This is a genomic window from Shewanella sp. c952 (assembly GCF_019654975.1).
In the GTDB taxonomy this organism is placed as follows: Bacteria; Pseudomonadota; Gammaproteobacteria; order Enterobacterales; family Shewanellaceae; genus Shewanella.
The window spans coordinates 1-14921 of the sequence record NZ_BPEW01000006.1; the positions used below are offsets into that span (position 1 = coordinate 1).

The 14921-nt window shown below is 42.2% G+C and carries 11 protein-coding genes and 2 pseudogenes; 4 read left to right on the top strand and 9 right to left on the bottom strand.

Features of this window, described 5'->3' with window-relative positions; all coding sequences use genetic code 11:
* The first annotated feature begins 155 nt into the window (after positions 1-155).
* The 3 genes and pseudogenes from K5R16_RS06180 to K5R16_RS06190 form a co-directional block, all read left to right on the top strand.
* The gene (locus tag K5R16_RS06180) at positions 156-500 is read left to right on the top strand and encodes a hypothetical protein (protein ID WP_220736667.1); all 345 of its coding nucleotides are present in this window, start codon (positions 156-158) and stop codon (positions 498-500) included.
* A gap of 115 nt (positions 501-615) precedes the next feature.
* The gene (herA, locus tag K5R16_RS06185) at positions 616-2385 is read left to right on the top strand and encodes an anti-phage-associated helicase HerA (RefSeq protein WP_220736668.1); all 1770 of its coding nucleotides are present in this window, start codon (positions 616-618) and stop codon (positions 2383-2385) included.
* 151 nt (positions 2386-2536) lie between these two features.
* Positions 2537-2826: pseudogene (locus K5R16_RS06190) on the top strand (hypothetical protein); the annotation flags it as partial.
* 176 nt (positions 2827-3002) lie between these two features.
* Here the strand turns inward: K5R16_RS06190 and K5R16_RS06195 are convergent.
* Positions 3003-4793, bottom strand: a complete 1791-nt coding sequence (locus K5R16_RS06195; protein WP_220736669.1) for an amidohydrolase — start codon at positions 4791-4793, stop codon at positions 3003-3005.
* Positions 4794-5321: 528 nt separating this feature from the next.
* Positions 5322-5522 (bottom strand): annotated as a pseudogene (locus tag K5R16_RS06200) (IS110 family transposase); the annotation flags it as partial.
* Between the two features lie 33 nt (positions 5523-5555).
* Here K5R16_RS06200 and K5R16_RS06205 point away from each other — a divergent pair.
* Positions 5556-5831 (top strand): hypothetical protein, encoded by a 276-nt coding sequence (locus K5R16_RS06205; RefSeq protein WP_220736670.1) that lies wholly within the window; start codon positions 5556-5558, stop codon positions 5829-5831.
* A 211-nt stretch (positions 5832-6042) separates the two neighbouring features.
* Here the strand turns inward: K5R16_RS06205 and K5R16_RS06210 are convergent, their stop codons facing one another.
* From K5R16_RS06210 to K5R16_RS06240, 7 genes are all read right to left on the bottom strand, one after another.
* A complete protein-coding gene (locus K5R16_RS06210; RefSeq protein ID WP_220736671.1) occupies positions 6043-9612 on the bottom strand; it encodes a zinc-dependent metalloprotease in 3570 nt (1189 codons plus the stop codon).
* A 23-nt stretch (positions 9613-9635) separates the two neighbouring features.
* On the bottom strand, positions 9636-10508 hold the full coding sequence (locus K5R16_RS06215; RefSeq protein WP_220736672.1) for a hypothetical protein: 873 nt from the start codon (positions 10506-10508) through the stop codon (positions 9636-9638).
* Between the two features lie 135 nt (positions 10509-10643).
* Positions 10644-11072, bottom strand: coding sequence for a hypothetical protein (locus tag K5R16_RS06220; protein ID WP_220736673.1), 429 nt, complete (start codon positions 11070-11072; stop codon positions 10644-10646).
* A gap of 425 nt (positions 11073-11497) precedes the next feature.
* A complete protein-coding gene (locus tag K5R16_RS06225; protein ID WP_220736674.1) occupies positions 11498-12862 on the bottom strand; it encodes a M17 family metallopeptidase in 1365 nt (454 codons plus the stop codon).
* A 145-nt stretch (positions 12863-13007) separates the two neighbouring features.
* Positions 13008-13436, bottom strand: coding sequence for a hypothetical protein (locus K5R16_RS06230; RefSeq protein WP_020913409.1), 429 nt, complete (start codon positions 13434-13436; stop codon positions 13008-13010).
* A 108-nt stretch (positions 13437-13544) separates the two neighbouring features.
* Positions 13545-14315: a ribonuclease H family protein gene (locus K5R16_RS06235; RefSeq protein ID WP_220736675.1), complete on the bottom strand. Its 771-nt coding sequence runs from the start codon at positions 14313-14315 to the stop codon at positions 13545-13547.
* A 39-nt stretch (positions 14316-14354) separates the two neighbouring features.
* A complete protein-coding gene (locus K5R16_RS06240; RefSeq protein WP_220736676.1) occupies positions 14355-14921 on the bottom strand; it encodes a DUF1415 domain-containing protein in 567 nt (188 codons plus the stop codon).

The following is a 14921-nucleotide window of genomic DNA, read 5'->3' on the forward strand; positions in this document are numbered from 1 at the left end:
GAACAAAACAGAGATAAGAGGTATTTGTCAAAAGAGAATTCCTAAAACTCATAGCTGTCAAAGATGAAGTTTTTGACGCATGGTTTATTAAAAGAAAGGGGCGTTCTACATATATAAAATCAGTAAAAAAAGAATATTTATCAAGTGGCCTTAATATGGAAGCATTTAGCCGATTCTTTTTAATCGATTGCAGTTCTCATGAAAATCTAGCAGATCTTAAAGAAGCTATTCTTCTTCTAGCAAATAAGTGGGCTAAAATTTCAAAAAGGCAAAAACCATGTTTTTGCCCATCAATTTACCTTAATGGTTTAGAACCAGAAAAACAGATTGAACTTAAAAGTCAAATTTACTCTTCGGGGATTGTTTTTAAAGATGCGTACCCGTTTAAAGGTTCAAAGTTATCTTCAAAGCATTTTAATTCAAATCCCTCTCTTGAAAACAAAGTGAAATTCAAGTTCGTTGACTCGATTGAAGGTTTAGAAGCATTGATTAAAGAATAAGACTCTACAGTTGAGATATACCAGTTCTATAAGGACGGGGTGTTTTTTCTAACGATCAGAATAAACACATAAAGATTAAAGTTGAAGATATTAGCTACGTAAAGGATTTAACTAAATGACCGAATCAATAAATGCCGAAGTAATTTCGGTTTACCCAGATAAAGTAAAAGTATCCATTGATGATCTAGATTCATTTCGCTTGGCAGAAGAGCACCTCAAAGTTGGCTCATACCTCAGAATTGCAGATTGTGATGATGTTATATTAATAGCTGTCATTGATAGTTTTTCTATTGAAGTAAAAGATACTGGAGATAGAAAATATATTATCGAAGCAAGTCCTCTAGGAGTAATAAAAAATGAAATTTTCTCTCGTGGTGGAGATTCTATTGCAATTCCTCCTAAAAAAGTTGAACCTGCAAAAATAAGTGAAATTGAAAAAATATATGCTTATGGTTTAGCGGATAAAGAAAAATTTGATTTTTCTCAACTGTCACATAACGGTGGTGTTCGCGTTCGCGTTCCCGTTGATGGGGATAAATTTTTTAACAAACATATTGGAATTGTCGGTTCTACTGGTTCAGGAAAGTCACATACTATTGCCACGATTCTTCAAAAAGCAGTTTCACAAAAAAGCAATCAATATGAGGGGTTAAACAACTCCCATGTAATAATATTTGATATACATGATGAATACCCATCAGCATTCCCATCATCTAATAAATTGAGTGTCGATGATATAGTTTTACCTTATTGGCTTTTAAATAGTGAAGAGTTAGAAGATCTATTTCTTGATTCTGGTGATAACAATAATTACAACCAATCTTCAGTATTGAGGAGTGTTATCACTCAAAATAAAAAGAAACACAATCCAGATGTTGAGAAAATATTTTACGATAGTCCACTTAAGTTTGATATCGAAGAAGTTTTAAATTGCCTTATTAACCTTAAAAGTGAAACAAAGAACTCAAAGGCTGTAGATCGCTATATGATTGCGGGTGAGGAAGGAGATGCTGAGAATAGTTCAACAACAGCAGAGTCTGGTATTTTCTTGTCCAACGAAGATAAGCTTGATATGTACTTTTCAAAATTATACGAATTTAGGCCAACTAAAAACTCTAATGTAACGAAAGGTGATTATGCTGATGGTACCCTAGATAAATTTGTATCGAGATTCACCTCAAAGTATAAGCAAGAACGTCTAAAGTTTCTCTTTGGAACAGCGTCTAAAAATATTTCATTCGAAGACACAATAAGGCAATTTCTTGGCTATAAAAAAGAACAGGAATCCAACGTAACAATAATCGACTTAAGCGGAATTCCATTTGAGGTACTAAGCATTACAGTGTCTCTGATTTCTAGAATACTATTTGACTTTGGTTATAACTATAAAAGGTATGCTAGTAGCAAAGAAAAGAAACAACATGATATACCAATCTTGCTTGTTCTTGAAGAGGCACATAAGTATGTACCTAAAAGTGATTTAGCAAGATTCAAAGCTTCAAAAAACTCAATAGAAAGAATTGCAAAAGAGGGGCGTAAGTATGGAGTAACCCTTCTATTAGCAAGTCAAAGGCCATCCGAAATATCAGAAACCATTTTTTCTCAATGTAGTAACTTCGTTGCAATGCGTTTAACTAACCCTGATGACCAGAATTATGTTCGAAGAATTTTACCCGATACTTTTGGGAATTTAACCTCTAACTTATCTTCACTTCAAACAGGTGAAGCGTTACTTATGGGGGATGCTGCAATTTTACCTTCCCTTGTTAAGATTGATAAGACAGAGTTGCCGCCTTCGTCTTCTGATATTCCTTACTTGAAACTTTGGAAAAGTGAATGGGTCAACCTAGATTTTGAAAAGTTCACAGATCAGTGGAAGTCTTAACGGGCTTCTAACGTATAAGGATAGGCCGCTCGCAGCCGCGTCCTTATCCCAAGTGTTGAACAAGCCCAAGAAATACATAGACAGCCATAGTTAATGACATCAATCGCGACCTCCTACTATGCTTGATTTGAGCATTTAACAAGGAGGTTGCATGCCTAGACCAAGACGAACTCCCATTAGTATTGAGCTCTTTATTTGGTAAGAAGTCCCTATTATCACTGCTGTAGCCGCGTCGTTCGGCGTGCATGCTGTCGAAACAAAAAGTGTGTGGTGATGACAAATACACAGGTAAAAACTACGACCGCCGCAGAGGCTGGATTGAGGAGCAACTACTTAAGTTAACCGAAGCATTTGCCATCGACGTTGGGGCATACGCATTCTCTATCAAAGAGAGGGAGTAATCACTTACATTTAATGCTGTATATCGATGTAGAGCAGGTTGGTTATTAATGGCTGGCTAAAAGTAGCCAATTTCGCTGAGGTTTACGTCAACTGTTAACAAAGAGCAGATATATAAAAGCCCCGAGGAGAGTCGAGGCTTAAAATCGGTTCTATATTTTGATACGAGCGGGAGTGAAAAAAGCGCCCGCCCAAGGCGCTAGAGTGCTAGCAAAATGTTAGAGCCCATTGCGGTAGGTATATTTCCCGTCGACCATTGTTGCCATCACTTTCACATCTGCAATTTCGTCTAGTTTCACATCAAAGAGACTTTTTTCTAGTACAACTAAGTCGGCATACTTGCCCACAACGAGTGAACCAATTTTGTCTTCCATGCGGATCTGCCAAGCGGGGTTAACTGTAATCGTTTTTAAACCTTCTTCCAAAGAGAGAATATAACCGTCTTTATTTGGCCAAGGCTTAGACTCTGGATCGTTAGGATTCATGCCTGTCATTGCAGCTTCTAATAAAAATAGCGCTCCAGCCTCTTCAGCGGGTGTAGAAGGCACATCGGCTGATATGCTAACGGTGGTGCCGGATTCAATCATTTTATTAATCATTTGGAAATAATTATGAGCTCTATCTTCTCCCAGCTTATCTAGTGCCAATTGATAGCCGTTACCCCAATCTGTTCTCCAAATAGGGGTTAAATTAACGGGAATTTTATTATCGCCAGCACGTTTTTGATCGTCAGGGTGAACGACTGCAAAATGCTGCAAGCTGTTACGCTCGTCAGGGTTGTTTTTTCGTGAGGCCAAAATTGTATCAATAGTTGCTCTAACCGTATCACTGCCGTCAACATGAATGGATACATCTACCCCTTTCGCGTTGGCTTTTTTGATCATCTCATCAACACGCTCAGCGCTTATTCCGCGAATACCTTTATATTCTGGCTTATCTTTATAGCCTTCAAGTAATAGTGAGGTAGCGGTGCCCCAGTTTGCTTCGGGATGAATTTTTATAGAAGCGATTCGTAACATATCGCTGTTGTACTTTTCCTTAAACTCTAAGGTTTTTGCTATCACTCCATCAGGAACAATATCACCGTTTTTATACATCATATGCATATTGGTGCGCAGTTTTAATTGTTTTTGTTGCTCCAATTTGTGCAGCATATCCATAGCAAATTCATATTCTTCATTGTTTCTTTGCTCGTGAGAAATATTAGGAGTTACCAAGCCGACATTATTCACAGCGGTCCAGCCTTGGCTTGCCGCCATGTCATAGAGTACTTTTTGGCTATCAGTAACTAACACTTTCGGGTTCCACGCCCCAGACTCGATGTAGGCTTCAAACCAAGCTAGCTCGATAGCATTACCAGTAGGATAGCCTTCGGCATCACGTTCCCAGTAACTAAAACCCGGTTGATTATCCTTGGTGTTTTTATCAATACCACCAGCAGTCATTAAAGCGCTGTTAAGCCATGCATCATGGATAGTGAAGTCAAACAAAATTGCCTTGTGATTTGGCGCTACGGTATCGAGATCCGCGGCTGTAGGGCGGCCACCATAGGTAGTGTAGTTCCAACCGTACCCGTAGAGGAATTCATCATCAGGATGGGCCTCAGCATGCTCTTTAATCAATTGAAGATATTCTGCTTTGGTTTTTGCTGGAAAGAGATTCACCCCAGCTTTGGTCCAGTTTGCAGCGACCAAGTGATCGTGACCACTTATAAAGCCAGGCAATACCATTTTGCCTGCTAAATCCACAACCTCTGTATTTGGCCCCACATACAACTTGGCATCTTCAGTTGTTCCCACCATGACGATCTTATTATCCGATACAGCTAGAGCTTCTGCCTTAGGTTGCGCATCATCCATAGTGTGTATTTTTGCATTGATGTAGACATAATTTGCTTGGGGATGGGGTGTAGAGTCTGAAGGTGTTGAATCTACAGATTTTGAATCTGAACATGCAGTTAATAATATTAATAACCCGTATATAAGTGGTGCTCTGAATATCAATTTCATGGCAAAGCTCTTTTTCGGTTGATGTATAACATTTGTAGCAGATATTTGCGTTAAATGTAAGTGGGTGTGAGTGCGAGTGTAAATTGATTGGGGCGGAGTCTGACGGAACCCTACGAACTTAATAGGATGCTTGTGGTTCCCTAACTAAATCTTGTAGCGCCTTATATGGCCGACAGCCAATGTGATGTCAGTAATTTCAAACTCCTAACTTTGTAAGCTCTTAAATCGTGGGGATCCGTCAGGGTCAGAGTAAACTTTATACTTATCCCCTTATCAAGCACTCTCGGGCTAGAGTTGATGGCTTCACTTCGCGCCTCCCTTCAGTAGGCCAACTCAATGCTAAGCAAGATACTCTTCCAATAAGAAAGGCCTGTAGATACAGGCATTTTTGAGGGGCAGTCTTTAACTACTGGTTAGGGCTACTAACCGTTATCAGATCTAACCGTTATGACTATACGGGTAGGTAAGTCAGCACGCGTTTGTCTATGGCTAGCACTAATACACAGACACCCACCGTTAATCACAGAGTTTAGTCAATTCCCTTGTCCAATAGTGTACCTCCGAGCACGCTTCCATGCTGATAGCAGAGGGTGGAATATTAGCAATTTCCTTTGACAACTTGTTTCTTTTAACTGTTTGCTTTAATTTAGCTTTACCGTACTCATCTCTACCATGAATACTAAAAATTAGTTTGGCTAAATCGATGCTAGTTGGTAAAGGTGGGTCTATATCATTCGTTATATTTCAAGGACTGAATTTTTTATGAAGCCGTTTAAAAATCTAGAGTCTCACAACTTAAGTTTGTTACTTCTCACCGCTCGATTTACAGCGGTGGTGGGGATGTTATTTTTGGTTGTAGCCATCATTACTACGTTGATATCATTGTCTGCAGGGATTACAGGTATTGTGAGTGCAATCGTGTTTATCCCTTCGGCAATTGGAATACTCCTTTTATCCGGGGTTATGGCTGCGTTAGTTTCCTTTGAAGATAATTATCGTAAAAGGACAGAGGCTATGATAAGCGATAGCGAGATATAACAAACTGTTAAATTGCTGAATAGGTGGGTCAAAGTAAACTGTATACTTATCCCTTTATCAACCCCTTTCGGGCTATAGTCAATGACTTTACAGAGCGGCTTAGCTCTATAGACTTATTCAATGGCAAGCTAATCTCCCAATAAAAAAGGCCTGTAGATACAGGCCTTTTGCTGTTTGCAAAAGCAAAGTTACTTAATGAGTAAACTAACCGTTACGATAATACGGGTAGGTAAGTCAGCACGCGTTTGTCTCTGGCTACCATAGGGTCGACGATTAACTCTTTAAAAGTAGCGCCATCGGCATTCATAACATGATCCATCAACGGCTTATTCGTCATTAATGTATCAAGCTGTTCTAGTTGCCCAATCAGCGCTATCGCTAGCGTGTTTTCGTCAGTGGCTACATAGTTCTTGCCCTGTAGCGAGATGGTTTTTACTGAACTGACTGCGTCACTTGCCAAATGAATACCGGCAAATTCACGCCATACTCGGGCTTTCTCTTCGCCGCGGTAGTCACTGTCATATGAGGCGAGTACCACTTGCTTGAGCATCATCTGCAGTAGGTTGCTCTTACCTTTCATTTCGCCAGTGCTTTGCGGGAAGCCAAAGTAACGCCCAAGTGATGTGGCATAGCTCGGTAGGGCTTCTATCTGCTGGTCGGCATAATCCACATCGCTACTATAGTATTGTGGGTCAACATCGGCACAGGCATTTTTAAGCGCTGGGTTAGTTAGGTAACCATTAAGATCACTCACAGTATTGCCCATGGTCATGTGGCAAAGCATGCCTTGTAATTGATCATGAACTTTTGCGGTATCGGCCAATGCATAGTAAGTACGACCTGTGGTACTTCTAGGTGACTTTCTTGTTAGCAATTGGCGCACAGCTAACAGCTTATCAGGCCACATTCCCAGTACATCTCTTTCGTTAACATAAGGATGATTTGGATTTGATTGTGGCGCTTTAAGACCGTTAAGTAGACGTCCTTTATTGACGGTGACATCGGCATAAACCAGATCTTGGTAGGCAGGCACTACATCTGCTTTTACTAATAGTTGCTTAAGCTTCTCAGGATCTTGCTCAAAGCTGGTGATGATTTTACCAACATCTAAGCTTTCATCGAGTTTATTACCGTTGAGACGGTAAATTCTCGCCAGTAGATCTTCCAGTGAATGAACCTTAGTAAATGCCGTGCTGTCATCGCTGTTCATTTTGTAGGTGACATGCAGGAAGATATCATTCATGCCTGCCACTTTTAAAAATGTGTCAGCAGCTTTATTGACTGCACGTTGGGATGCACAGAACCAGTACGTTTGATGAGTTGGACAAAACTCGGCCAGATCGTTTTGACTAAAGGCAAATAGCTCCTCCGCCGTCGCGGTATCTTCAACAAACTGACGAATATCGTTAAAGCCACTAAGACGATTGATGGTGTAAGGCAGCACGTTATCTTCAAACAGCGTTTGACGGTTGTGGCGCACGTTCATGGTGTCGTAACTGTCGAAGTATCTATCAACATAGTATTGCGCGATATCATCGTTGTTCGTACCGGCATCAAAACGGTTACAGTTACTGTTTAACGATACGTGACCGTCTGTACAAAAAGCAAAATACCTTAAGTCGTTTTCGGCGGCGACATTATGCAGTGCACCATATTGCGTAGTGCCAGTTAAGTTACCCTCGCTAAGCTCTTTACGACGATTTGCATCTTGCTCTTTTAGTGACACCATGGCGCCATCTATGGTTTCAACGTTACGGGCATAACCAAAGCGCAGTGCGGCTAGATCGTACTTCTCAAAGGTAGTGGCAAAACGGTCGGCGTTATAGTCCATCTGGCTTGAGAAATCCGCTTTTACAGTAAGGTTAGGATAACCCGCTGCAGCAAATGCGGACTCAAACTTGCTGATCTCTTGTTCATTAAAGAAGTTAGCTTGATCGCGACTACCTGCAAAGTTATGGCGTAAACCAAACGTATGCCCAAGTTCATGGGTTAGGGTGCCTGCAAAGGCCTGCGCTGCAAGTTTGGTGACTAGATCTGATTGGAAAGCGGTCGACATCTTTTCGATGTCTTTTAACTTTCCGCCGACAACACCATCAATCCAGAGCTCACTATCAGTCCAATCTATTTCGTGACCTTTCAGGCCTCTTGGCAGTTCCCGTAGCGCGCCGCCACCTAAACCAAATGCTTCGTTAACACTCATTAGGTTGTGTTCAGCCCAGAAGTCATCGGTTTTGTTGTGTTGGTTAACCAACTCTTCTAGCGGTGCATTGTCGGCTGTGTCAGTTGAAAGTGTTGGGATTTGCGCTTGCGGTAACTCAGTTTGTAGCGGCTGGCTGCTCATTGAGTTATCGCTGGTCGCTGTTTGCTGGGCAACCAACTTGTTGGCCGCCACTTCATTGGCTCGAGCAATCGCCTCAGCAGCTGGAGTGTAGTCGACACCAGTGAGTGCTTTTACTGAGCTTGGATCAAGCATACCGCGGTTATAATCGAGCTGAACGCGACGATAGTAACGAGTTGAGCCTTGCTCTAGATTGGCGCTATATTGGTCGACTCGGCCACTCACAATTTCACCGGTTAATGGGTTAGCCGCTGATGGACCATACCCTGCCAAGCCATTGTCGAGTGGCTCATCAAATAAGGTAATATTGCTATAACGCAGATCGCCGTGACGGTGGTTGCCTGCTTTTTCTAGCTTGATTGGCGGCAAGCCTGTTTCGAACATCTTATTTTGAATGTTCATCGCGGTGATGCTTTCGTTGGCTGCATCTAAGAATGGCTTGTTTTTATCTTCAAAGAAGTTATTACTGAGGTAATAGGTAATCGCCGCTTTTTTCGGATTGTAGTGGTTCAAGTATTGACGTACATAGCCGTCTTTACCCGCGGCATGATTGCCGTCACGATAGTTATGCTGAGTTCTAAAAAAGCCATAGCTGCCATTTTCATCTTCACTATATGGCACCACGTCAAAGTCATCACTGGCGAGCTGATCAACAGCTACAATCGAGATGTATTCAGTGGTTGTGAAAGACAGGTTGTCGAAATTACCTTTAAAGAACTTACCAAAACAAGCGGGGTTAGCTTGATAGGTATGCTCGATTTCAAAGTTGATTACGCCATTGGCTAAGTCCATTTCATAGCCGTGCCAATCGCCATCTTTAACTAAGTGCGCCGATTCTGTTTCGGTGGTGCACTGTTTAAAGGTAACCAGATCGGTATAGTTCTCTTCGGCAATTTGGGCCGCTTCAAAGTGAGGAATAAAGAACTTCTTTTGATCCCAAGTGACATTACGGTCAGTGATCTCTTCCTCTTTGTTAGTACAGTCATCCCAATTGTCTTTTTGGCATTGGAAATCAACGTATTCGCCAGGAATGGTGAGCACTGGGGCTTTGTTGTACTCATTGTCATAACGAGAGCCATGGCCAAGGCCGATGTTATCTCGGTCTATTTGCCTTAGCTGAATGCCGTTTTCAGTCATGCGTAAGGTGACGAGTTTTTCATCTCCTTGCGAGAAGCCATGTATTGGGGCTGAATACCTTGGTGCATCGCCTAAGCTGCGGGTATAAAGAAATAGTCGCTCTGGCTGTTTGACTGCAAGTTCAGACAAGGATGTGGCCGTTGTTTGTTGGCCATTGGTCACGCTGGTGTCAGTGGTTGCTTCTTTGAGATTTTGCACCGAGACCATTTTCTCATCTTTTTTTACTTCCTGATATGGCTCATCAGAGCCACAACCATTGAGGGCTATAGCCCCTACAACGGCGAGCGTTATCGTCGATATTTTCATGTAAACCTCTCTTCCAATTAATGTTATAAATATTTTGTTATCGACAAGTAAAAGACTGAACTTCGTTTGTCATAGATCTCAAATCCATGAGATGAACCTCTTTCTGGGTCATAGAATCCGCCGCTGTTATTGTGGCCGGCAGCGACTATCCAACTGGGTGAAAATTCCCAGCCAATCTCTTGGCTAGCAGTAAATAAATTGTCATAACGACTACTATTGAACTTCTTCGCCATACCGTATGAGCCGCTGACGTCTAAATACCAGTTATTGGTAAACTGCCAAGTCGCATCAGCCAATATGTCGATTTGATGCTCTACAAAGTGCTCGCCCTGTCGGCCGATTTCATACTTGTAGGCGTTGTACCTAAACCTTGGTGATATATAGAAATTCCATACATTATTGGGCCGATAGAATAGGTAACCAGCGACTCGAGGTGCTGCTTGCAGTTTGTTCTCTTGACTGGTGTGGCTCGTTGGCAGAAATACTCCCGCGCTGCCGATTAAACTCCAGTCTGAGTTAAAGCTTTTAGCTGGCGTGCGGTACTCAAGAAATGTGTCGTAGTAGTACGATTGGTCGTGATGGGTTTCGACCTCTCCTCCAACAGATAAGCGGATACTGCCCCAACTGTCTCGATAACCTATACGGCCATTACCGCTTATTGATTGATAAGAGCTAGGCTCCGATTGCCCGTACACGTTGGTTGTTGCGGTAGCACTGACATAACCTGACCAGTTGGAAGTGGTTGAGCTATTTGCCGCTGATACATTTTCATTATCAGCGAGAGCTGATGACGATAATGTGCAACTCAAGCCCATTACGGCAGTGCAAAGTAGTGCTTTTTGATAACTGAGTCGGCGTTTGCTTGAAAGCAAGGCGCAGTTATTCTTAGACGGCATAATTCCACCCCTTAAGAGATCACTTGTTGATTAGCTGGCAATGATTAAAAAGCCAAACGGTTGATATTTAATTTTTAGGTTTTGCTGCTTTATGCGTTTATCGGAGCAGCATTTTGATGACTCAAAGTGAGTCAGTTAGGAAGGGCAGCCTTTAATTGGCTTTATCCAGCTATGGACAATTGACACCAGATTGATGATTTTTTTAGGCGTCTTATGTCTAAGGTTTCTTATTACTAAGTAGTTGCTGAAGAGTAGCAATAGACAAAAGAATGCCGAATTAGCTGTGAGTAAATTAATATCAAGCTCTTCGGTTTCCGCCACAAGTGTGCTTGATACACCCTCGATAGTAGCGCTAATCTTTTGGCACAACATAGCTGCAATAGCGACTTGAGACAGTGAAAACTTGTTCTTATACAGCGAAAACCCATGCTGGTGGGGTTGCTGTAAAGACTGCTTAATTGACGAGACATCGTCAACTTCGGTTTTAGCTGCCATAAATTGACCGACCAAAAAGATGGCGATCAAAATAGGGAGGTAAACTAAAGTTTTACTTAATCTCTTCAAACGGGTTCTCAATAAATTAATGCTGAATAGGTCATTCTAAACGCAAATCAGTTGATACAAAGTGATACAAGTGTTTTCAAAGCGAAATTTCACTGTAGGAAATTAGTAAAAAAAATTCAATGGATAATTGATATGCAGATGAATATTGTGATTCTAATCTCATAAAATAAACGCTATAGACACCAGTCACTTAGTGGTTGCAACCAAGCTGTTACATTCCATCTTTGACTTAAACGTTTTATTTACAGTATTAAGGTGGGCTGTTGGTAACCTTGTAACGCCTAGGCATGCACAATGGTTAATAGGCTTGCAATGGGTTGGCGAAGCAAAGAGTGGGAGGGGAGAAAATAATGCACTGTAAATAACCAGTGCACTACTTAATTTGCTAATTCAAGGCTTCAAGGGTGACCTTGTCGAGGCGGCTCTTAGGCTTTTACGTAGCGGTTTTGCAAGTAATCAAATACTGCGCGAATACCAAAGGCTTCACCACCAACAGGGCGACCTGGTAGCTTACGGTTATTCCAGGCCATGACATCAAAATGGCTCCAGCTGATCTCTTTATCGACAAACGCTTCTAGGTAGAGTGCAGCGGTAATTGCGCCGCCAAATGGTGTTTTACCACAGTTGGCTAAGTCAGCAATATCACTGCCGGTTAAGTCTAGGTATGGCTTATGTAGCGGCATACGCCATACAGGGTCGTCAACATTTAAGCCTGATGCGGTAATACCTGCTGCAACTTGGTCGTCATTACTAAAGAAGCCGGGTAACTCTGTGCCTAGTGCGACCCGCATAGCGCCAGTTAGCGTGGCAAAGTCTATCATGAGTTCTGGTTTGTCGTTGTTGGCTTCTGCAAGCGCGTCACACAATACCAAACGACCTTCAGCGTCAGTGTTATCGATCTCAACGGTTATGCCTTTGCGAGTAGTGATCACATCACCGGGTCTAAAGGCATTTGCTGATACTGCATTTTCAACGGCTGGCACCAATACGCGCAGGCGGATTGGTAAGTTGTTAGCCATAATCAGTTGGGCTAAACCAATAACATGAGCGGCGCCGCCCATGTCTTTTTTCATCAAACGCATACCAGCGCCTGGTTTTAAGTCGAGTCCACCTGAATCGAAACAGACTCCTTTACCTACCAATGTAACTTTTGGTGCTGATTCGTCGCCCCAAGTGAGGTCGATAAGTCTTGGTGTATTTTCACTCGCACGACCAACCATGTGAATAGTTGGGTAGTTTTGCTCAAGCAGTTCATCACCGACTATTTGGGTTAGCTTAGCGCCAAACTCATCAGCCATTGTCGTCATAGTTTGAGCTAAGTGTTGCGGCATCATATCGGCGGCTGGGGTGTTGACTAGGTCACGCACTAAAGAGACTGAGCGGATGAATTTGTTGGCTTCATCTGCTTGTGCTTGTGTTGGCACGATAAGTTGCGGGTGCTGCTTGTCACTTTTCTTGTAACGGTCAAACTGGTATGTACCTAAACCCCAGCTAAAAGCGGCGGTTTTGATCTGCTTATCATCAGCATTTAATTGATACTGACCCGCAGGCAGTTGGTTAACTAAATCTCCACAAAGCCAGTAGGAATCGTCGCTGTTACTCACAAAAATAACTTCAGCGAGTTCGCCTTGGGTATTTGGGATAAGGCTCATGCCTTTGCCTGAGAACTGTGTAGTCTTCAGCCAGTTAGTCACACTGCTAGCTTGCTTATCGCGCCATTGTGCAAATGTTTCGCTGTTGAAAATAGAAAGGGGAATACCTGAAACACCTGAAACGATGATATTGCTCATGTAGGGACTCTTTATAGTAATAACGATTAGTTAAAAAGATAGCTATAAGAATATCAGGCTGGAGTCTATCTAGAAAGCAAAGAGATGATTTTACGAGGATATGTAACGTTATTGCTGTGCAAGGCTTTCCGCGATTAGGTTGGCGTTATTGCCCAGCATTACTGGCTTTAATGCGGTTTTTTCTGGCGCTATTTCTTGAAAGCTGGCGTGCATTGGCTTTACGCTCAGACATGTTATTAAACGAGCTTGGTAACACATCTACCCCAACCATTTTGCCAAGCTTCAACACCAATGGAATGGTTAATGGTGCAAAGGGTAAAACGGCAAACACGCCAAGACCTAAGCCTTTTAGTAGGTCTGCAAATTGTTTGTTAGCATCGGCTAATTCATCTTTACTTGCTTGTTTGCGGGTATAGCGTTTGTAGGTGACCAACATCTCTTTGGTTTCTTGCTTCTCTTGAGATAAGGCTTCTTTCACAACCAACATATCCAGTTTTAAACGCAGCCAAAAACGACGTCTTCCAATACGGAGAACGCGAATAGGGGCTTTGTGTATAAGCAGGTATATGTTCATGGGCGCGATTGTCGCATAGCCTTAGTCTTAAGCCTATTAATTAAAGGTAAAATTATGTGATATTAGGTCAGTTTAGTTGGTTTTTAAACTGACCGTAGATTTTGGCGGTTAACCAGCGCGCAGACTAAGGATAGCGGAGAGCTCGATGGGTTCAGGGTAACGACAGAATTGGCTGTCTTTTTTATCTATAGCGTAGATAGACATTCGGTCGGCGAGTTCATTGCCTTCAATTCCCACATGTGCCGGCACATGTTTGATTGATAGCTTATCTTTAATGCTGTCATACAACTCATGAGACTGCTGAATGATATCGAGGTTTTTAATATCACCTGGCTTTTGTCGCTTCCAGCCTTTAGCTTTCCAGCCATAAGCCCAATTGGTAATACAGTTAATTGAGTACTGCGAGTCACTTAAAATTTGTACTGTTTGCCCCAGTTTAATGCCTTTATCGGCTAATAATATCGCCTGGTGTAATGCATTTAATTCTGCTGAGTTATTGGTGCCATTAGCATTATATAAGCCATACCAAAGTTCACTTAGTTCGCCGCTGCGATAAACGGCAACACCAGAACCTGCTTTTCCTGGATTAGGCTCGCAGCCGCCATCGGTAAAGATAGACAGTTCAAATTGGCTTAAATCCATTGTTTTACTAGCTTTTTCAACCTTTGTGGCTGTACTTTTTGTGCTAGTCTGTGATTTTTTTTGCGCTGCACCGCCGTAACTCGGTACACGCTTAAACGCAGCCTCTGCTTCTGCTTTGGTCTTGAACGACTTATATTTAGCTTGCGGGAATTTATCTACCTGTTTTTTTGTGTAGTCCCAGCTGGTGAAAATACCTGTTTCACGTCCTGCCCAAACCACATAATACTTAGTTGCCATCTGTTGTTATTCCTCGAATTTAATACGCTATGGGCAGAGTTATTGTGGTTTTTTGCACTGAGCGAGTAGCTCTACAAAAAACTCACTTCCTTTACGTTCAGCAAAGGCGATATTGCGCTCAGGGATCGTTTCAGGGTCGTCGTAATTGGCTAAGGCTAGCTCCATACTTGCTTCACGAATAATGTGCAATGTCGGCAAAGGAGAGCGATTAGTAAAGTTGGCGGCACTATCTTGTGGCTCGCCATCAAAGCAATAATCAGGATGAAAACTCGCGAGTTGGTATTGTCCTTCATAACCTTGTTCAAACAACAAGTCAGTCGCAATATCTACCAGATCTAAATAGGGATAAAAGCCCTCAAAACCACGAGGCAATATAAACAGGGTAGTCTCGACTTCTTTATGTTCATCAAGGAATACACACTCTTGGATTAATGCTTCTAATACCAACTGCAATTTAGCTTCGTCAATGACGGCATAACGAATGCTAGCACGCTCGACTTCACGACGAGCAAAAGGGCAAATGTTGTACTTCATTATCACTTGCTTAACCCAATTCTCTGTTTGGGTTGCAAACTCTTGCAGTTCTGGGTCGATATGATTGGTCAT

Coding starts and splice junctions, on each gene's coding strand:
- K5R16_RS06180 (WP_220736667.1), top strand. CDS start 156: ATGGAAGCATTTAGCCGATTCTTTTTAATCGATTGCAGTTCTCATGAA.
- herA (WP_220736668.1), top strand. CDS start 616: ATGACCGAATCAATAAATGCCGAAGTAATTTCGGTTTACCCAGATAAA.
- K5R16_RS06195 (WP_220736669.1), bottom strand. CDS start 4,793: ATGAAATTGATATTCAGAGCACCACTTATATACGGGTTATTAATATTA.
- K5R16_RS06205 (WP_220736670.1), top strand. CDS start 5,556: ATGAAGCCGTTTAAAAATCTAGAGTCTCACAACTTAAGTTTGTTACTT.
- K5R16_RS06210 (WP_220736671.1), bottom strand. CDS start 9,612: ATGAAAATATCGACGATAACGCTCGCCGTTGTAGGGGCTATAGCCCTC.
- K5R16_RS06215 (WP_220736672.1), bottom strand. CDS start 10,508: ATGCCGTCTAAGAATAACTGCGCCTTGCTTTCAAGCAAACGCCGACTC.
- K5R16_RS06225 (WP_220736674.1), bottom strand. CDS start 12,862: ATGAGCAATATCATCGTTTCAGGTGTTTCAGGTATTCCCCTTTCTATT.
- K5R16_RS06230 (WP_020913409.1), bottom strand. CDS start 13,436: ATGAACATATACCTGCTTATACACAAAGCCCCTATTCGCGTTCTCCGT.
- K5R16_RS06235 (WP_220736675.1), bottom strand. CDS start 14,315: ATGGCAACTAAGTATTATGTGGTTTGGGCAGGACGTGAAACAGGTATT.
- K5R16_RS06240 (WP_220736676.1), bottom strand. CDS start 14,921: ATGACCAATCATATCGACCCAGAACTGCAAGAGTTTGCAACCCAAACA.